The sequence below is a fragment of the Micromonospora sp. CA-240977 genome (assembly GCF_050942285.1).
Classification (GTDB): Bacteria; Actinomycetota; Actinomycetes; order Mycobacteriales; family Micromonosporaceae; genus Micromonospora.
On record NZ_CP192055.1, the window covers coordinates 4854633 to 4875343 of the forward strand.

General features: G+C 70.8%; 10 protein-coding genes (1 of these 10 only partly in view). 7 read left to right on the plus strand and 3 right to left on the minus strand.

Annotated elements, in window-relative coordinates; genetic code table 11:
- The 6 genes in view from ACQPWW_RS21935 to ACQPWW_RS21960 are tightly spaced (at most 55 nt apart) and all read left to right on the plus strand, a layout consistent with a single transcriptional unit that may run on beyond the window.
- Positions 1-7528 carry the 3' portion of an amino acid adenylation domain-containing protein gene (locus ACQPWW_RS21935; protein ID WP_433125155.1) on the plus strand. 3359 nt of this gene lie to the left of the window's left edge, so only the last 7528 of its 10887 coding nucleotides appear in the window; the start codon falls outside the window, past its left edge; the stop codon is at positions 7526-7528.
- Positions 7525-14520: an amino acid adenylation domain-containing protein gene (locus tag ACQPWW_RS21940; RefSeq protein ID WP_433125156.1), complete on the plus strand. Its 6996-nt coding sequence runs from the start codon at positions 7525-7527 to the stop codon at positions 14518-14520. The genes ACQPWW_RS21935 and ACQPWW_RS21940 overlap by 4 nt, the downstream gene beginning before the upstream one ends.
- Before the next feature lie 55 nt (positions 14521-14575).
- Entirely contained in the window at positions 14576-14815 is a 240-nt protein-coding gene (locus ACQPWW_RS21945; protein WP_433125158.1) for an MbtH family protein, read from the plus strand.
- A 3-nt stretch (positions 14816-14818) separates the two neighbouring features.
- Complete coding sequence (locus tag ACQPWW_RS21950; protein WP_433125159.1) at positions 14819-15619, plus strand: alpha/beta fold hydrolase; 801 nt, start codon at positions 14819-14821, stop codon at positions 15617-15619.
- A 44-nt stretch (positions 15620-15663) separates the two neighbouring features.
- A complete protein-coding gene (panD, locus tag ACQPWW_RS21955) occupies positions 15664-16092 on the plus strand; it encodes an aspartate 1-decarboxylase (RefSeq protein WP_433125160.1) in 429 nt (142 codons plus the stop codon).
- A 14-nt stretch (positions 16093-16106) separates the two neighbouring features.
- Entirely contained in the window at positions 16107-17135 is a 1029-nt protein-coding gene (locus ACQPWW_RS21960) for a MupA/Atu3671 family FMN-dependent luciferase-like monooxygenase (RefSeq protein WP_433125161.1), read from the plus strand.
- A 75-nt stretch (positions 17136-17210) separates the two neighbouring features.
- Here the strand turns inward: ACQPWW_RS21960 and ACQPWW_RS21965 are convergent, their stop codons facing one another.
- From ACQPWW_RS21965 to ACQPWW_RS21975, 3 genes are read right to left on the minus strand one after another with little or no spacing between them, the layout of a single operon-like run.
- Positions 17211-18527, minus strand: coding sequence for a methylaspartate mutase (locus ACQPWW_RS21965; RefSeq protein ID WP_433125162.1), 1317 nt, complete (start codon positions 18525-18527; stop codon positions 17211-17213).
- Positions 18524-19024 carry a cobalamin B12-binding domain-containing protein gene (locus ACQPWW_RS21970; RefSeq protein WP_433125164.1) on the minus strand — a complete coding sequence of 167 codons (501 nt, stop codon included), beginning with the start codon at positions 19022-19024 and terminating at the stop codon, positions 18524-18526. Before ACQPWW_RS21970 ends, ACQPWW_RS21965 begins: the two co-directional genes overlap by 4 nt.
- A gap of 45 nt (positions 19025-19069) precedes the next feature.
- Complete coding sequence (locus tag ACQPWW_RS21975; RefSeq protein WP_433125167.1) at positions 19070-19603, minus strand: phospholipase; 534 nt, start codon at positions 19601-19603, stop codon at positions 19070-19072.
- Positions 19604-19806: 203 nt separating this feature from the next.
- Here ACQPWW_RS21975 and ACQPWW_RS21980 point away from each other — a divergent pair, with 203 nt between their 5' ends.
- A complete protein-coding gene (locus ACQPWW_RS21980; RefSeq protein ID WP_433125168.1) occupies positions 19807-20703 on the plus strand; it encodes an aminoglycoside phosphotransferase family protein in 897 nt (298 codons plus the stop codon).
- Positions 20704-20711 lie beyond the last annotated feature (8 nt).

The following is a 20711-nucleotide window of genomic DNA, read 5'->3' on the forward strand; positions in this document are numbered from 1 at the left end:
CACCGACCCCGACCGCCTGGCGGACGACATCGCGCAGGCCACGCGCCACACCTTCGATCTCTCCACCGACATGCCGGTGCACGCCACACTGCTGCGGCTCGGCGAGACCGACCACGTACTGATGCTCCTGCTGCACCACGTGGCGAGCGACGCCTGGTCGCGGCGCCCACTCGCCGCGGACCTGACCACCGCGTACACGGCGCGGGCGCGCGGCCGGGCACCGAGCTGGACCCCGCTGCCCGTGCAGTACGCCGACTACACGCTCTGGCAGCGTGACCTCCTCGCGGAGGCGGGCGCGGCACAGCTCGCCTACTGGTCGCGGTCACTCGCGGGACTTCCCGAGCAACTCGCCCTGCCCACGGACCGGCCCCGCCCGGCGGTGGCCACGTACCACGGTGACCGGGTCACCTTCGTCCTGCCCGACGGGCTGCACGCCGCGATCAGCGCCCTGGCGCGCAAGACCGGCGCCACCGTCTTCATGGTGCTGCACGCGGCCCTGGCCGCACTGCTCACCCGCCTCGGCGCCGGCACCGACATCCCGGTCGGCACTCCCATCGCCGGCCGCACCGACGACAACCTCACCGACCTGATCGGCTTCTTCGTCAACACGCTGGTGCTGCGCGTCGACACCAGCGCGGATCCGACCTTCCAGGAACTGCTCGCCCACGTGCGGGAGACGCACCTGGAGGCGCACGCACACCAGGACCTTCCCTTCGAACACCTCGTCGAGCAGCTCAACCCGGCCCGGTCCCTGGCTCACCACCCGCTGTTCCAGATCCTGCTCACGCTGAACAACGCGGAGGACGGCAGCGCCGCGAGTGAGCTGCGCCGGCTTCCCGGGCTCTCCGTCGACGTCGAGGTGACGAACCCCAACGTGGCGCGCTTCGACCTGTCCGTGGCATTGACCGAGCGGTTCGCGGCGGACGGCACACTCGACCACGTCAGTGGCGCGATCACGTTCAGCACGGCGCTGTTCGACAGGGAGACCGTCGAGACGATGGCGGACCGGTTCGTACGGATGCTGAGCGCTGCGGTGCGCGACCCGCGCCGAACGGTCTCCGCGCTCGACATCCTCCGACCCGGTGAGCGCCAGGCTCTCGTCGAGGCCGGAACCGGTCCGGTCGTCGCGGTACCGCCGGCGACGGTCATCGAGGGGTTCGCCCGGACCGCCGCCAGGTACCCGGACCGGATGGCCGTGACCTCCCGCGGTGCGACGCTCACCTACGCCCAGCTCGACGCGCGCGCCAACCAACTGGCCCGGCTGCTGGTCCGGCAGGGCGCGGACGCCGAACGGTTCGTCGGGATCGCGCTGGACCGCTCCGTCGACCTGGTCGTGGCGCTACTCGCGGTCCTCAAGAGCGGTGCGGCCTACCTGCCCCTCGACCACACCCACCCGGCGGAGCGGATCCAGGGCATGCTCGACGACGCCGCGCCGGCGCTGCTGTTGAGCACCACGACAGTGCTCGACCGGCTGCCGGCGCAGCGCCCGCCCACAGTGCTGCTCGACGAGGCGGACACCACAGCGACGCTCGCCGGTCTCGCCGACGGCGACCTCACCGACGCCGACCGCCGCAGCCCGGTCCACCCGGACCAGACCGCCTACACGATCTACACCTCGGGCTCCACCGGCCGGCCGAAGGGCGTCCTCGTCACCCACCGCGCGCTGGGGAACTTCCTGGCCGCGATGCAGGACCGGTTCCGGCTCACCCCGGCGGACCGGCTCCTGGCCGTCACGACCGTCGGCTTCGACATCGCCGGTCTGGAGATGTTCCTGCCGCTGCTGGAGGGCGCGGGCACCGTGGTCGCCACCCACGAGGACACCCGGGACCCCCGGCTGCTCGCCAACCTGATCGGCCACGCGGGAATCACCGTCGTGCAGGCGACGCCGAGCCTGTGGCGGGGCGTCGTCGGTCAGGACGGCGTCGACCTGAGTCGCACCCGGGTGCTTGTCGGCGGCGAGGCGCTGCCTCCGGACCTGGCCCGCGACCTCTGCGCGGCCGCGCCGAAGGTGACAAACCTGTACGGCCCGACCGAGGTCACCGTGTGGGCGACGGTGTCGGACGTCGACGCCGGGACCGCGGACCAGCCCCGCCTCGGTACCCCGATCCGCAACACCCGGGCCTACGTGCTCGGACCGACGCTCGCCCCGGTACCCCCCGGCGTACCCGGAGAGCTCTACCTCGCCGGCGTGCAGCTCGCCCGGGGCTACCACGACCGCAGCGCACTCACCGCGGAGCGCTTCGTGGCCGACCCGTACGGCGCTCCGGGCGACCGGATGTACCGCACCGGCGACCTGGCCCGGTGGGACCGCGACGGATCGTTGGACTACCTGGGCCGGGTCGACTTCCAGGTGAAACTCCGTGGACACCGGATCGAGCTGGGCGAGATCGAGGCGGCGCTGGCCAGCTGGCCGGAGCTGTCCCGGTCGGTCGTCGTGGTCCGCGAGGACCGCCCCGGCGACAAGCGTCTCGTCGCGTACGTCGTTCCGGCGGAGGCTGAGCACGCGGTCGATGTCAACGCGTTGCGCGCACACCTGCGAGACCGTCTGCCCGATTACATGGTCCCGGCCGTGTTCCAGCCGCTCACCGCCCTTCCGCTGACGCCGAACGGCAAGCTCGACAGGGCCGCGTTGCCGGCGCCGGAGGTGACCGGCGTCGGCGGCCGTCCGCCGCGTACCCCGACCGAGGAGATCCTCTGCGGGTTGTTCGCCGAGACGCTCGGCGTGCCGCGGGTCTCGATCGACGACGACTTCTTCGACCTCGGCGGCCACTCGTTGCTCGCCACCCGGCTCGTCGGGCGGATCCGCGCCACGCTCGACGTCGAGCTACCCATCCGGCAGCTCTTCGAGACGCCGACGGTGGCCGGGCTGGGCGGCGCTCTCGACGGGGCGGGCACCGCCCGGGAGCGGCTGACCGCCGCGCGTCCCCGGCCCGAGCGGGTGCCGCTGTCGTACGCCCAGCAGCGGCTCTGGTTCCTGCACCGGCTGGAGGGGCCGTCCGCGGCGTACAACATCCCGATCGCGCTCCGGCTCGACGGCGAGCTGGACGTCGCCGCGCTGCTCCAGGGCGTGGACGATCTCGTCGCGCGGCACGAGAGCCTACGGACGGTGTTCGCCGAGGAGGACGGCGGCGCCTACCAGGTGGTGCTGCCGATGGACCAGGTGCCGCCTGTCGCACGGGTCGACGAGGTGCCGGCCGACCGGGTCGGTGAGGTGCTGGACGCTGCCGCCCGCGCCGGCTTCGACCTGACCACCGAGGTGCCGATCCGGGTCCGGATCCTGCGCTGCGGGCCCAACGACCATCTGCTCCTGCTGGTGCTGCACCACATCGCCGGCGACGCCTGGTCGATGGGGCTGCTCGCCGACGAGCTGACCACCGCCTACGCGGCCCGCCGCGACGGCCACGCACCACTGTGGACGCCGCTGCCAGCCCAGTACGCCGACTACACGCTCTGGCAGCACCGGCTGCTGGACCCCGCCGATCCCGACGGTGCGGCCGTCCGCCAGCTCGACTACTGGCGTACCGCGCTGGCTGGGTTGCCGGAACAGCTGACGTTGCCGATGGACCGGCCGCGACCGCCGGTGGCCTCGACGAACGGCGACCGGATCGGCATCGCGATCCCCGCCGAGCTGCACGAACGCGTCGGCGCGTTGGCCCGGTCGGGCAACGCGAGCACGTTCATGGTCGTGCAGGCCGCTCTGGCGACGCTGCTGACCCGGCTCGGCGCCGGCACCGACGTCCCGATCGGCGTACCGGTCGCCGGTCGCACCGACGACGCTCTCACCGGGCTGGTCGGCTTCTTCGTCAACACGCTGGTGCTGCGGACCCGTACCGACGGCAACCCGAGCTTCCGGGGACTGTTGCGTCAGGTGCGGGAGACCAACCTCGCCGCGTACGGACACCAGGACCTGCCGTTCGAACGGCTGGTCGAGGCGCTCAACCCGACCCGTACGCTGGCCCACCATCCGCTGTTCCAGGTGGTGATCACCTACAACAACATCGACGACCCGACCCGGTCCGGCCCACCGGTGCTGTTGCCGGGTCTGACGCTGACGAAGGTGCCAACGCTCACCCAGGCCGCCAAGTTCGACCTCAACCTGACCCTGGCCGAGGAGTTCGACGCGGACGGCCGACCGGCAGGCATCCGTGGTTTCCTCGAGTACCGCACCGATCTGTTCGACACGGAGACCGTGGAGGGCATTACCGAACGGTTCGTCCGGCTGCTCGACGCGGTGGCCGACGACCCGGATGCGACGATCGAGCGCATCGACATCCTCGGCTCCGCCGAACGCAAGCAGATCCTCGCGGAGTGGAACGACACAGCGGAAGAGGTGCACACCTCGACGATCCCGGCGCTGTTCGAGGGGCAGGTCGCGCGCACACCGCACCGGACGGCCGTCCGGCACGGCCGCACCGAGTTGACGTTCGCGCAGCTCAACGACCGGGCGAACCGGCTCGGCAGGCTGCTGCTCGAGCGGGGCGCCGGACCGGAGACGACAGTGGCCATCGCCGTGCCTCCGTCGGTCGAGATGGTGGTCGCGGTGCTCGGTGTGCTGAAGGCCGGTGCCGCGTACCTGCCGATCGACGCCGATCATCCCGCCGAGCGGGTGGCCCTGATGCTCGCCGACACCGAACCGGTGTGCGTGCTGACCACCCGCGCCACGCCGTCCGAGCCGCTGGGGACGGACGTGCCCCAGGTGGTGCTCGACTCCGACGGTGTACGGGCGGCACTGGACCGACTTCCCGGCACCGACGTGGAGCCAGCGGAACGGCCGGCCCCGTTGTCGTCGTGGAACGCCGTCTACGTGATCTACACGTCCGGGTCGACAGGTCTTCCGAAGGGCGTGGTCGTCGAACACCAGCCGCTGATCAACTACCTGGTGGCCGCGACCGACCTGTATCCGGGCCTCACCGGACGGGCGCTGCTGCACTCACCGCTGTCGTTCGACCTGACCGTCACCGCCCTGTACGCGCCGCTGCTCAGCGGTGGCCTTGTGGAACTGGTCGATCTCCAGGACCTGCCGGACCGCCCGGACGAGTCTGGTTACACGTTCCTGAAGGCGACCCCCAGCCACCTGGGCCTGATCACCGGGTTCCCGCGCGGGTTCGTCCCGGCCGGCCAGGTGGTGCTCGGCGGCGAGCCGCTGGCCGGCACCGCCGTACGGGCGCTGCTGGACGCGCACCCGCAGGCGACAGTCGTCAACGAGTACGGGCCCACCGAGACGATCGTCGGTTGCACCACCTGGCAGGTCGACACCACTGACGGGTTGCCGGACGGCATCCTGCCGATTGGTCGGCCGTTGCGGAATACGCGGATGTTGGTGCTGGATGCGGGGTTGGGGGTGGTGCCGGCGGGTGTGGTGGGTGAGTTGTATGTGGCGGGTGTGCAGTTGGCGCGGGGGTATCTGCGTCGGGGTGGGTTGACGGCGCAGCGGTTCGTGGCGAATCCGTTTGGTGAGCCGGGTGAGCGGATGTATCGGACCGGGGATCTGGCCCGGTGGAATCGTCGTGGTGAGTTGGAGTACGCGGGGCGTACTGATGATCAGGTCAAGATTCGTGGTTTCCGGGTGGAGTTGGGTGAGGTCGAGGCCGCCCTCGCCGATCATCCGGGGGTAGCCGCGGGTTGTGTGGTGGTGCGGGAGGACCGTCCGGGTGATCGCCGGTTGGTGGCCTACGTCATCGCGAAGGCTGATGCTTCGCTCGACCTGAGCGGGGTGCGGGAGTCTCTGCGGCGGGTGTTGCCGGAGTACATGGTGCCGGCGGCGGTCGTGGCGATCGACGCGTTGCCGTTGACGGCGAACGGGAAACTGGACCGGGCGGCGCTGCCCGCACCGGACTACGGTGCGGTGTCGGTGCGGCGGGCGCCGACGAGTCCGGTGCAGGCGCTGTTGTGTGACCTGTTCGCCGAGGTGTTGAACCTGGGCGAGGTGGGTGTGGACGACAGGTTCTTCGACCTGGGCGGCGACAGCATCCTGTCGATCCAGTTGGTCAGCCGGGCCCGCGCGGCGGGGCTGACGTTGTCGATCCGGGACGTGTTCGAACACCAGACGGTGGCGAACCTGAGCGCGTTGACCCCGGATCGTGGCCCCGCCGGCGCCACCGATGTCGACCCGTGTGGTCCGACACCCGCGACACCGGTCATCGCGCAGGCCCTGCAACGCGGCCCGTTGGCGATCTCACACCAGTCGATCGTGGTGCAGGCACCCGCCGGGCTCGACCCGGAGCGGCTGCGCCAGGCCCTGAACACGGTGGTTGATCATCATCACGCGTTGCGGTTGACCGTGACCGGCGGCGAGCTGCACATCCCACCGCCGGGCAGCAGCCCTGCGTTGATCACCCACGTGGACGCGGCCGGGCATGACGAGGCCCGCATCCGCGCCGACCTTCCCAGCTACGCCACTACCGCCCGCGACAGCCTCGATCCGACCCGGGGACAGATGCTGCACACCACCTGGATCAACCGCGGCCCGAACCAACCCGGTCTGCTGCTGCTCGTCGCGAACCACCTCAGCGTCGACACCGCGTCCTGGCCCATCATCACCGCCGACCTCGCTCAGGCCTACCAGCACCCGGACACCCCACTCCCACCGGTGGGCACCTCGTGGCGGCAGTGGACCACCACCCTCACCACCCTCGCCAACACCGACACCACCCTCGACGACCTGCCCACCTGGACCGGCCTGCTCCACGACGCCCCCACCACCACACCCCTGACCGCCGACGACACCATCACCACCAGCGACCACGTCAGCGTCGACCTCGACCCCGACACCACCCAGGCCCTGCTGACCTGGGTCCCGACGATCTACCAGGGCACCATCAACGACCTGCTCCTCACCGCCCTGGCCATCGCCGCGACCCACCACCAGGGCGACAGCGTCACCGTCGACCTCGAAAGCCACGGCCGACACGAACACCACGCCCCCGGCACCGACCTCACCCGCACCGTCGGCTGGTTCACCACCCAACACCCCGTGCACCTCACCCCCCACATCACCGACTGGGCCGACCTCTGGAACGCCGGACCCACCACCGGACGCGCCCTGCGCACCATCAAGCAACACCTACGCACCATCCCCCACGACGGCCTCACCTACGGCCTGCTCCGCCACACCAACCCCCACCTCCCACCCCACACCCCCCACTACTCCTTCAACTACCTCGGCCGCATGACCACCCACCAACCCACCACCAACCCACCCACCACCACCCACAACTGGCAACCCCTCGCCCACGGCATCGCCCCCCGCCACCCCCACCAACCCCTCACCCACCCCATCGACATCACCGCCGCGGCGCGGACCGGTCCGGACGGAATTCGGCTGCACGTCGGCATCACCTACGCCACCCGGTGCCACGACCGTTCGCAGATGGTCACGTTCGCCGACGATCTGCTCCGTGCGCTCCGCGTCCTTGTCGCGCACGCGAAGAACCCGGAGGCCGGCGGGTTGACCCCGGCCGACATCGCGCACCCGTCGCTCAGCCAGGACGAGATCGCGGTGCTGGAGAGCGAGTGGGGTGACCTGTGACAAAGCGCTCCGGCCTGGCCGACATCCTGTCCCTCACGCCGTTGCAGGAGGGCATGCTCTTCCAGCACCTGTACGACGAGGAGGCCCTGGACGTCTACAACGTCCAGGTGTTCATCGAGTTGGGCGGGCGTGTCGACGTCGGACGGCTGCGCGGTGCCGTGGACGGGCTGCTGCGCCGGCACGCCAACCTGCGGGCCGCGTTCCGGCAGCGCAACACCGGCGAGTGGGTGCAGCTCATCCCGCGTCACGTCGAGGTGCCCTGGCACCACGTCGACCTCAGCGAGCTACCCGAGAACGACCGCGAGAACGAAGCCACCCGACTGGCCGACGACGACCGCTGGCGGCGCTTCGACCTGCGCCAACCACCACTGCTCCGGTTCACCCTCATCCGCCTCGGCCCCGACCGGCACCGCCTGGTCATGACCAACCACCACATCCTGCTCGACGGCTGGTCCATGCCGATCCTGCTCCGCGAGCTCATGACCCTCTACGCCAGCGACGGCCAGACCGCGGGGATGCCTGCGGTCCGTCCCTACCGGGACTACCTCGCGTGGTTGCACGACCGGGACCGGGAGGCCGCCCGGCGCGCCTGGACCGCCTATCTCGACGACCTGGACACCCCCACCCTTGTCGCCGCCGAGCGTCCCGTGCTGACCAGTCCGCCGCAGCGGCTCGCCTTCACGGTGCCCCCCGCGACGGCCGACGCACTCGCCGGCCACGCGCGCCGCGAGGGCGTCACGATGAACACGGTCATGCAGGCCGCGTGGGCACTCACCCTCGCCCACCACACGAACACCACAGACATCACCTTCGGCACCACCGTCTCCGGCCGGCCCCCGGAGATCGACGGCATCAACACCATGATCGGCCTGTTCATCAACACCCAACCGGTCCGCATCACCCTGCACCCCCACGACTCCATCACCGAACTGCTGCACCACATCCAGAAGCGGCACACCACACTTCTCGACCACCAGTGGACCGGCCTCGCCGACATCCAGAACTGGGCCGGCGTACCCACCCTGTTCGACACCGCGATGGTCTTCGAGAACTATCCGCCGGGAGCCAACCGAAGCGGCTCCGACGCCGGCGACGGTCCACAGGTGCTGCGGATCCACTCGCGTGACTCGATGCACTACCCGCTGGGCCTGCTGGTGTCGCCCCGCGAGTCGCTGCACTGCTCCCTCGGCTACCTGCCGGACGTGTTCGGGGAGGCCGAGGTCCAGGCGTACATCGCGACGTTCGTTCGGGTCCTGCACACCATCGCCGCCGCGCCGGAATCGCTTGTCGGACGCCTGGACCTGCTCGCGGCCGACGACCGGCAGCGGGTCCTCAGCGACGGCGACGGCGGCACCGCGGAGCTGCCCGCGACGACGTTGCCGGAGTTGTTCGAGCAGCAGGTGGCGCGCACCCCGGACGCCGTCGCGCTGCTGGCCGGACCGACCGTCGTCACGTACGCGCAGGTGAACGCGGCGGCGAACCGGCTCGCCCGGACCCTGATCGCCCGCGGTGCGCGGCCGGAGACCACTGTCGCGCTGAGCATGCCCCGCGGCATCGACCTGATCACCGCCATGCTCGCCACCGTGAAGGCCGGGGCCGCGTACCTGCCCATCGACCCGGACTACCCCGCCGACCGCATCCACCACATGCTCACCGACGCCGCACCCGTGCTGCACCTGAGCAGCCTCGACGACTTCCCCGCCGACGACCAGCCCGAACACAACGTCAGCGACACCGACCGTCGCGCACCCCTGGACCCGCGGCACCCCGCGTACGTCATCTACACCTCGGGCTCGACCGGGGCGCCCAAGGGCGCCGTCATCGACCACCGCGCGCTCAGCGCCTACCTCGTCCGGTGTCGCGAGGCCCATCCCGACGTCACAGGTCTCGCCGTACTGCACTCGTCTGTCGCGTTCGACCAGAGCGTCGGCGCGATCCACGTCCCGCTGGTGTCCGGTGGTCGGGTGCGGATCGCGGCGCTCGACGAGCTGGCCGATGTCGTCGGGGGTGAGCGGCCCCGGTTCATGAAGGCCACTCCCTCGCACCTGCCGGTGCTGGCCGCGTTGCCCGACCGGGTGTCACCGGCGGGAACCATCACGTTCGGCGGGGAGCCGCTGCGCACCGAGCCGCTCGATCGGTGGCGGCGGCGGCATCCGGACACCACGGTGCTGAACGTGTACGGCCCCACCGAGACGACTGTGCACTGCGTGGAGGAGCGGATCGCGACCGGAGCGCCGCTCACCGGTGTCGCGGTTCCGATCGGCCGCCCGATTGCCAATGTCCGGGTCCTCGTCCTGGACTCCGCGTTGCGTCTCGTTCCGCCCGGGGTCACCGGCGAGCTCTACATCGCCGGCGTGCAACTGGCCCGCGGATACCACCGGCGGGCGGCGTTGACCGGTGAACGGTTCGTCGCCAACCCCTACGGCCAGCCCGGTGAACGGATGTACCGCACGGGGGACCTCGCCCGGTGGAACCACCACGGACACCTCGAATACCACGGCCGTACCGACCACCAGATCAAACTCCGCGGCCACCGCATCGAACTCGGCGAGATCGAGGCCGCACTCCTGAGCCACCCCCAGGTCTCCACGGCGGCTGTTCTACTGCGGGAGGACCAGCCCGGTGATCAGCGCCTGGTGGCCTACCTGACGCTCCAACCGGATGCGCGGCTCGATGTCGAAGAGGCCCGCCGGCACCTGGATAGCACGCTGCCCGCTTACATGGTCCCGTCGGCGATCGTGGTGTTGGAGGCTCTGCCCACGACGACAAACGGCAAACTCGACCGTCGCGCGTTGCCCGCACCGGATTACCGCAGCACCGGGCGTGCCCCCCGCACCCCGCACGAGGAGATCCTGTGTGACCTGTTCGCCGACGTGTTGGGTGTGCCACAGGTCAGCATCGACGACAGTTTCTTCGACCTCGGCGGGCACTCGTTGCTCGCCACCCGTCTGGTCAGTCGGATCCGCGCCACCCTCGACGTCGAGCTACCAATCCGGCAGGTCTTCGAGACCCCGACCGTGGCCACGCTCGCGGCGACCCTCGACAGTGCCGCGCATGCCCGACCCCCCGTCACGAAGGTGGTTCCCCGACCCGAACGCGTTCCGCTGTCACCGGCGCAGCAACGCCTGTGGTTCCTGCACCAACTTCAAGGTCCCAGCACGACCTACAACATTCCGACGGCGCTGCGGCTGCGTGGGCCGTTGGACACCACGGCGCTGACGCAGGCTCTGCATGACCTGGTGACCCGTCACGAGAGTCTGCGGACCGTCTTCGCCGAGGACCAGCACGGGCCGCACCAGATCGTCCTGCCCCCCGACACCGCCACGATCACCCTGAACCTGCTCCCGACCGATCCCGACCGGTTGGCCGAGGAGATCGACGCCGCGACCCGGCACACCTTCGACCTCGCCACCGACCTGCCCATCCGCGCCACCCTGCTGCGCCTGGCCGACGACGACCACGTCCTGGTCTTGCTGCTGCACCACATCACCAGTGATGCCTGGTCCCGCCACCCCCTGGCCACCGACCTCGCCGCCGCGTACACCGCCCGCATCCACCAACAGCAACCCGACTGGACGCCCCTGCCCGTCCAGTACGCCGACTACACCCTCTGGCAACAGCAGCTGCTCGCGGACACCCACGAGCAGCAGCTCGCCTACTGGAGCACCACCCTCGCGGATCTGCCCGAACACCTCACCCTGCCCACCGACCGGCCGCGGCCGGCGACGGCCAGCGGGGCCGGCGACCGGGTCACGTTCGCCATCCCGACCGACCTGCACCACGCCATCACCACCCTCGCCCGCGACCACAACGTCACCCCCTTCATGGTCATCCAGGCCGCGCTGGCGACGCTGCTGACCCGCCTCGGCGCCGGCACCGACATCCCCATCGGCACCCCCATCGCCGGACGCACCGACGATGCTCTGACGTCTCTCATCGGGTTCTTCGTCAACACCCTCGTGCTGCGCACCAACACCGACGGCAACCCCACCTTCGCCGACCTCCTACACCGCGTCCGCGACACCAACCTCACCGCCTACGCCCACCAAGACCTGCCCTTCGAACGCCTCGTCGAACACCTCAACCCCACCCGCAGCCTCGCCCACCACCCCCTCTTCCAGGTCGTCCTCAGCCTGACGACGGACGAGACCCCAGCGGTGCCGCCACGGCTACCGGACGGCCTCACCATGACCCGGATCGACCCGGGCGGCGCGGTGGCCAAGACGGATCTGGGCTTCGCCCTCATCGAACGCCGGGGGCCGAACGGCGCTCCGCTCGGCCTGGTCGGCGTCCTGGACTACCGGACCGACCTGTTCGACCGGGAAACCTCGCAATCCATAGTGGATAGGCTGGTTCGCGTGCTCGCGGCCGTCACCGCCGACCCGCGCCGGACGCTCGGCACTGTCTCGATCCTCACCGCCACCGAGCGCGACCAGCTCGTTGCCGAATCATGGCGGGCGACGCGGACGGCACCACCGGAGACCCTGCACCGGCTGTTCGAGGAGCAGGTCGCCCTGCACCCCGATGCGCCGGCCGTCACCGACGGGTTCAGCACGCTCGACTACGCCGCGCTCGACGAGCGCGCGGATCGGTTCGCACGCCAGCTGGCCGCCCGGGGCGTCCGACCGGGCAGCCTCGTCGGAGTGGCGCTGCCCCGCTCGATCGACCTGGTCGTCACGATTCTCGCCACGTCGAAGGCCGGGGCCGCCTACCTGCCACTCGACCCGGAACAGCCGGTCGAGCGCCTCGCCGGGATCCTGGCCGACGCCCGGCCGGCCCTCGTCGTCACCAGCGTGGCGTACGCCGACGGGCTACCGGACGACGGCTCTCACCGCCTGGTCGTCGACGGCGCCGAACCACTGCCGGAGTCCGCCGGAGTCCCGCTGCCGCGCGTCGACGTGCGGGCCGCGGCATACGTCATCTACACGTCCGGCACGACCGGCCGGCCCAAGGGGGTGGTCGTCACCCATGTCGGGCTGCGCGGCCTCGCCGCGATCCACCTCCGGCACTGTGGGGTACGTCCCGGTAGCCGGGTGCTGCACCACCTCTCGCCCAGCTTCGACGGTTCGATCTGGGAGATCACCATGGGCGTGCTCACCGGATCGTGTCTCGTGATCGCGCCGCCGGGGCTGATGCCCGGCCCGGACCTCGCCGCCTTCCTCGCCCGGCACCGCGTCACCCACGCGGCCCTGCCGCCGGCGATGCTGGCGCTGATGCCGACGGACGGCGTACCCGCCGACACCACAGTGGTGATCGCGGCCGAGGCGTGCCCTCCGGAGCTTGTCGACACGTGGTCGCGGGATCGGCTCCTTGTCAATTCGTACGGGCCGACCGAGGCCACCGTCTGTGCCACGATGAGCGAACCGCTCTCGGGGCGTACCGTCCCGCCGATCGGCCGTCCGGTCGACGGTGTCGGCGTGCGGGTCCTGGACGCGTGGCTCTCCCCCGTGCCGCCCGGTGTGGCCGGGGAGCTCTACATCACCGGGGACGGACTGGCGCGCGGTTACCACGAGCGGCGCGCGTTGACCGCCGAACGATTCGTCGCCGACCCGTACGGGCAACCGGGCGACCGCATGTACCGCACGGGCGACCTCGCCCGCTGGAACCGCGACGGCCAGTTGGAGTACCTCGGTCGCACCGACCACCAGGTCAAGATCCGGGGGCAGCGTGTCGAGCTGGGCGAGCTCGAGAACGCGCTGACCCGCCATCCTGCGGTCGCGCGGTCCTGCGTCCTGCTACGGGTGGATCGTCCCGGCGACCAACGCCTCGTCGGCTACTACGTGGCCCGGGAGGGCGACGACGATCCCGGCCCGTCCGAGCTCCGGCGGTACCTCGCCGGCCTGGTCCCCGGATACATGGTGCCGAGTGCCCTCGTTCGGCTCGACAGCCTGCCACTCAACCGGAACGGCAAGATCGATCGTGCTGCCCTGCCCGAGCCCGTGCACGAGGCCGGCCTCGGCCGTGCCCCCCGGACCGGGACCGAGGAGGAGCTCTGCCAGCTCTACGGCGAACTCCTCGGCGTGCCGCGGGTCAGCATCGACGACAGTTTCTTCGACCTCGGCGGCCACTCGCTGCTCGCCACCCGGCTGACCGCGTCGATCCGGGCCACACTCCGCCTGACCGCGTCGGTGCGCGACGTCTTCGCCGCGCCGACGGTCGCCGAACTCGCCACCCGGCTCGGCGGCGTCACGCCGGACGTCGAATCGCCGCTGCTGACGCCGCTACGGGCCCGTGGATCCCGATCGCCGTTGTTCTGCCTGCCGCCGGGCTCGGGCATGAGCTGGTGCTACTCGAGACTCGTCGGCCAACTCCCGGCCGACCTGCCGGTCTTCGGGTTGCAGGCGCGAGGGCTGCACGACGATCGGGCGCTTCCCGGGTCGGTCGAGGAGATGGCCGGCGAGTACGTGGAGGCGATCCGGTCGGCGGTGCAGCCCAGTGGGCCGTACCGACTCCTCGGTTGGTCGGCGGGTGGCGTCCTCGCGTTCGAGATGGCCACCCAGTTGCAGGCGCTTGGCGAGAAGGTGGACCTGCTTGTCTTCCTGGACGCCTATCCGCGTACGGCGAGCGACCGGACCCAGCAGCAACCACCCGTCCACGAGGTGTTCGCCCACAACCTCAGGGACGCCGGTTTCCCGATCGAGGCCGACGACCTGACGGACGAGCGCTTCCCGGTGGCCCGCTACCGGGAGTTCCTGCGCAACCAGGAAGACCCGATGGCGGAGCTGGACGACCGCACGTTGCTCGCCGCGAAGCGAATTTTCGCGAACAACGCGGCACTGCTGCGGGACTTCGTTCCCGGCCGATTCGACGGCGACGTGGTCGTGGTCTCCGCACTGCGCGGCCGCAACGCGGCGGATGACCGGGCCGAGGCCTGGCGACCGCACGTCACCGGCCGCATCGAGGTCGTCGAGGTGGACACCGACCACCTCGGACTCATCGGGGCCGAGGAGGCCCTGAGGCGGATCGGAGGTGCCGTGGCCGACCGTCTTTGAACCCTGCACACCACCGAGGCAGCACCGAACCCTGAACCAAGAAAGAGGTAGCAGCGTGACCAACCCGTTCGAAGACCCCGAGGGCACCTACCACGTCCTGATCAACGACGAGGGCCAGTACTCGCTGTGGCCGTCGTTCGTCGAGGTCCCCGCCGGCTGGTCCGTCGCGCTCCGCGAGACGGACCGTCAGTCGTGCCTGGACCACATCGACGAGAACTGGACCGACATGCGGCCCAAGAGCCTGATCCGGGCGATGGAGGGCGCCACCGCCGACGGCGCGGGGCGCGAGGAGTAACGGATGGCCTTCGTCGCGGTCAACGGTGTCCGGCTCAACTACAGCGAGACCGGCACCGGCGAACCCGTGCTCCTGATCATGGGTAGCGGCGCGAGCGGCCGGGCGTGGCACCTGCACCAGGTGCCCGCCCTGGTCGCGGCCGGCTTCCGCGTGATCACCTTCGACAACCGAGGCATCCCGCCGAGCGAACCCGGCAACGGGCCGTACACCATCCACGACCTGGTCGCGGACACGGCCGGCCTGATCGAGGCGCTGCGACTGGGTCCCTGCCGCGTCGTGGGCACCTCGATGGGCGCACAGGTGGCGCAGGAGCTGGCGACCGCCCGCCCCGACCTGGTCACCCGTCTCGTCCTGATGGCGACGCGGGGTCGCACCGACAGGTTCCGGGCGGCCCTGCGCCGCGCCGAGGCCGAACTCTACGACGCGGAGGCGAAGGTGCCCCCGGCGTACACCGCAATGGTCCAGGCCCTGCAGAACCTGTCGCCGGCGACCCAGGCCGACGATCAGGCGATGGCTGACTGGCTCGAGCTCTTCGAACTCACCGCGCCGTCCGGGCCGGGGTACCGGGCGCAACTGGAGGTCGACGCCATTCCCGAACGGCTTGACGCCTACCGGGCCATCACCGCGCCGTGCCGGGTCATCGCCTTCGCCGACGACGTAATCTGTCCGCCCCACCTGGGCCGTGAGGTCGCCGACGCGATTCCAGGAGCTGATTTCGTTGTCGTCCCGCGGTGCGGCCACTACGGATATCTCGAAGACCCGGAAAGGGTCAACGACAGCATCATCGAGTTGCTCAGCCGTTGAATCCAGGATGCGGCGCGCTCGACGTGCCGCCACGAGGAGTGTAAATGTTCCGGGAAATGCTGAAGTCCAAAATCCATCGCGCCACGGTCACCCAGGCGGACCTGCACTACGTTGGTTCGATAACTCTCGACCGCACCCTCATGGAACTCGCGGACCTGCTCCCCGGCGAGAAGGTGGACGTGGTGAACATCGACAATGGGGCGCGATTTTCGACGTACGTCATCGAAGGGCCCGCGGACAGCGGAGTCGTGGGCATCAACGGCGCGGCGGCCCGGCTGGTGAGCCCGGGCGACCTGGTCATCGTGATCTCGTATCTGTCCGTCGCGAACGAGGACGCGGCGAAGGTGCAGCCGGCGATCGTCTTCGTCGACGAGGCGAACCGGGCGGTGCACACCGGCGCCGATCCGGCCGCCGCCCTGGCCGGATCGGGCCTGCGCCGCGGCGACGACATCGCCGCCGCCGGCCGGCGTTGAGTCGGGGCGACGCGATGGACTTCAGCCTGTTGTACTTCGCCAACCGTGAGGTCACCGACGCACCGAAGGAGTACGACCTGCTGTTCGACGCGGCAGCCTTCGCCGACGTGAACGACTTCACCGCGGTCTGGCTGCCGGAGCGGCACTTCCACCCGTTCGGCGGCGCGTACCCCAATCCGGCGCTGGCCGCCGCGGCGCTGGCCCGGGTGACGGAGCGGCTCCGGTTGCGGGCCGGCAGCGTCGTGTTGCCGCTGCACGACCCGCTGACCGTCGTCGAGGACTGGTCGTTCGTCGACAACCTGTCGCGGGGGCGGGTCGATCTGGCGATCGCCACCGGCTGGAACGCGAACGACTTCGTCCTCCGCCCGGACCGCTACCCGGACCGGCGGCAGCACACGCTGGATGCCGTCGGTGTCCTGCGTGACCTGTGGGCGGGCAAGTCCACCACGCGCCGTAACGGCCTGGGCGCCGAGGTCGAGGTGACCACGTTCCCGAGGCCCGTGCAGGCGGATCCTGGTCTGTGGCTGACCTGTTCATCCAATCCGTCCGGCTTCGTGGAGGCCGGCGAGCTGGGGATGAACGTGTTGACCGCGCTGCTCTTCCAGAGCGTCGACGACCTGCGCACCCGGGTGCTCAGCTATCGGGAGGCACGCGAGCGCCACGGGTTGGACCCGGCGACCGGACGGGTGACCCTGATGGTGCACACGTTCGTCGGTCCGACGGACGAGGCGGTGCGGGAAGCGACCCGCGAGCCGTTCCTGCGCTACCTGGAGTCGTCCGTCGACCTGTGGAAGAACCACTGGACGGACCTCGCCGGCCGGGCCGGTGGGACGAAGCTGCTGGAGTACGCGTTCGAACGGTACTTCCGCACCTCGGCGCTCCTCGGCTCGGTGGAGAAGTGCACAGCGTTCGTACGCGACCTGGCCGACGCCGGCGTCGACGAGGTGGCCTGCTTGATCGACTTCGGCGCACCGGCACAGGCCACGCTCGACGCGTTGCCGTACCTGAACCAGGTGCGGCTCGCGGTGCGGGGCGGCGCCTGACGGCATCGACGTCCTCCTGCGGCCCCCTCGACCGGACCTGCCCGGACCTCGCCCCCTGACCTCGGAGCCGTTCGTCTAGCTGGTCGCCGGCCCGGACCCGGCGGTGGTTTCCACCGTCGGGTCCGGGCCGGACAGCAGCGCGGCGTCGTCGTAGCGACGCTGCATCCAGGACAGCGCCGCCAGCAGTCCGTCCGAGGTCATGCGGCGGTCGACCGCGCCCGTCGCCGGCAGCGCCATCCGTCCCGTGGCGGTCCACCGCAGGAGGCCGTCGGTGTCGACAACCGCGGCGCTGCGACCGGCGTTGTCGTCGTGCAGGCAGTAGGGCACGTCGAGGGCGCCGGTGCGAAACGCCCGCACCAACGCCTCGCCCACGTCGTCGTGCAGCGCCAGGACGCTCTCCACCAGCGCGGTCGTCTCCGCCAGGATCCCGGTGTCGGCCGGCTCGGGTGCCGGGACGGTGGCCGCGGCCGCCGCGTGCCGATGGGCCCAGAGCAGGGAATCCACGTTCTCGTCGATGGTCGGGATCCGGTACGCCTCGGCCGGCGTCTTCACGATGAGACGGTGTGCGCCCCCGAAGACCGCCAGTTGGGCACTGTCCGCGATGAGCCGCAGCGCCCCGGCGGTCGTGCTGGGAAAGACGCCCATGTACGTGTAGAGCACGATGTGCCAGTCGGCCGGGCCGAAGAACCGGTGGGCCAGCACGGTGAGCGCGCGAAGCGCCTCCAGATCCTGCCCCGGGTTCGTCTGCTGCGCGTAACTGAGGGAGATGGTGGGCACCCCTCGACTGCGGAAGAACAGGCCCTCCAGCAGCGAGACCGCCAGCAGGAGGCTGGGCGGGCAGAGCTGGCCGAGCAGGCAGCCGCCGAAACTCTCCAGATGACAGTGCACCCCGTCGGCGGACCGCTCGGCGAGCAGGTCGCAGGTGCGCCGCCAGGCGTCGACCGAGGCGGCCAGCGGCACCCGCCCGTACGGCAGGCAGTAGGAGACCGGGCCACCTTCGGTACTTGTCAGCCCGGCGTCGAGCGCGGTGGCCACGATGGCGTACGGCGCGGCCGAGCCGTGCCGAACCTGCACCGGCAGGCCCGCCGCGACCAGGTCGGCCGTCATCGCCGCGGTGGTCACGGCACCGTGGGAGACGATCGGGAATCCGTTGAGCCGTCGGCCCTCGCGCAGGGCGGCTCCCGCCGCGTCGTGGTCGCCCACGCGCGTGTAGCTGTCGACTGTCAGCGTGCCCACTGTGGGGAGCGGCAGGCCCGCGACGGCCCGCAGGCCGGCGCGCATGGTGGCCGTGTCCGAGAAGCCCATCCGGGGCTGCACGACCAGACCGCCTTGCGCGCGCACCTCCCGAACCAACCGGGCGAGCGGGTTCTCCCGGTCGGGCGAAGCCGTCATTCCGCCGCCGCAGCGCGGTCCGACGCGTTCTGCGACACTCGCCGCAGGAACGTGAGGAACGGCGTGACGTCACTGCCCTCGTACACCCCCTGGAACCCGGCGGCGAGCAGGCGGTCACGTTCGGCGGGGGTGAGCCGGCCCTGCACGCCCAGCTTGCCGCCGATCACCGCCGGCAGTCGACGCAACGCCGGGTCCTCGCGCAGCGTCCGCACCATGCGCGCGCCGTCGCGGGCGCCGTGGCCGTTGACGGTGCTCAGCACGACCGCGACGGGCCGGTGCCGGAGGCACTCCCGCCACAGCAGGTCGTCAGGGACGCAGGGACCGAGGTTGACGACGGCGAAGCCGGCCTCTTCGAGCAGGAGTTCGAGATATACGAGATTCCACGTGTGCGCGTCGGAGGAGACGCTGGACAACACGATGGTGCCGCGGTGCCGGCCCGGCGCGTCGACCTCCGGGCCGGACTCGGTGGGGATGACAGCTACCCGATGTGCGTGCACACACGTCCCCTCAACGGAGTCCGGCCACGGTGGGGCGATCGTCGGTCAGTACAGCGTGCTCGCCGGCTGGCGGCCCTCCTTGACCGCCTTCGCGTCAGCGAGCTGTTCCGCGGTGAGCGCCGGCGATCCGAACAGTCGCACCGCCTGGTAGTAGATCCAGGCGAGGCCGTTGCAGGCGTCGTGGGTGGCGCCCAGCGGGTAGGTGTCGCAGGCCCGTTGGAGGTCGGCGTAGAAGGCGCTGTCCAGGCGGGACTTGTTCGCGCTGAAGGTGCCGAGCGCCCGGTAGTTGCGGTAGCCGAAGTCGTGGCGGGCGCAGGAGAGCTGGAACGGGAAGCCGAGCGGGTTGTCCGGCGACGTCGTGCAGTAGTCAGTGGACCAGTCGAACGCGTAGTCGGCCCAGGCAGCCTTGTTGTTGTATGCCGCGAGCCAGGCGTTGTAGCTGGTCACGCTGGTCTGGGTCCAGCTGGCCAGCACCGCTGGCTTGTCCGCGGGGGCGGCGTACGCCGACGAGGCGGGACCGACGACGACGGCGACCGCGGCGGCGGCGGCGAGCAGGAGAGAGCTGATTCTGGATCGCATGCCTGGCAGACCTCCGGAAGGGTTGCGGAGAGAGTGCGTGCCGGTGGGCTCGATGCGCTCGCTCCGCCCGGGTGGATGGTGCCAGCCTCGCCCGCCGGGCTATCGGCGACGTATCGGAATCATATCCATCGCCGCTGATTCGTCATCGATAGCCCGTCGATACTCCCCCTCGCTACGGTGGACGCCCCGACGAGAGGACCCTGATGTCTGTGCAGGACACCAGCGACGACGCTCTGCTCGCGGTCGTCCGCGAGTTGGTGCCCGCCTTCTGCTCCAAGCAGACCATCCGCAGCCGCACGTCGTTCGTCCTCTGCGGCAGCGTGGACGGCACCGCGGCGGTGGCCAAGGTACGTCTGCCGGACTGGCGGCAACACTGCCTCCGTGAGATCGAGGTCTATCGGCACTTCGCCGAGCGACCGGCTCCGGTTCGGACCCCGGCGCTGATCGCCGCGGACCCGGGCCGCGGGGTGTTGGTGGTGGAGCAGGTGCCGGCCAGCCCCCTGGACAGCGAGCGGCACCCGACCACGCCGCTCGCCGAGGACGACCTCACCGATCTGCTGGCGGCGCTGGGGCGCATCGCCACCTGGTCGCCGCCGGAGGGCACCGGCTGGTCGGTCGACTATCGGCCGTTGATCGCGCTGGCCCAGGAGCGGCAGATGCTCGACGATCACGACCGGGCCGCGATGGAACGGCTCGTCGAGAGGGCCGGGCCGCGTCGCGAGTTCGGCCACGGTGATCCGGCCCTGGCCAATGTGCTGCGGGCCGACGGCGAACTGTGGTTCATCGACTGGGCGTGCGCCGACGCGTTCCTGCCCGGTTTCGACCTGGCCCAGCTGTGGGTGCTGCTCGGACGGGTCACCGGCGGCCGCGAGGCGATCGACCGGGTGATCGCGGCCGGTGGTGCGGACCTCGCGCGCGGGTTCGTGGTGAACCTGACGCTGCTGATGGCGCGTGAGATCCGCGGGGTGAGCCGACGTGTCGACCGGTACCCGGACGACACCGACGCCCGCGAGCGTCTCGTGTCACTGCGCGGCGCATGGAGCGGCGTCCTGGAGCGGATGCGCCAGGACGCCGCCGGAGCCGGACCGCTCGGGGGGTGAGCGGCCCG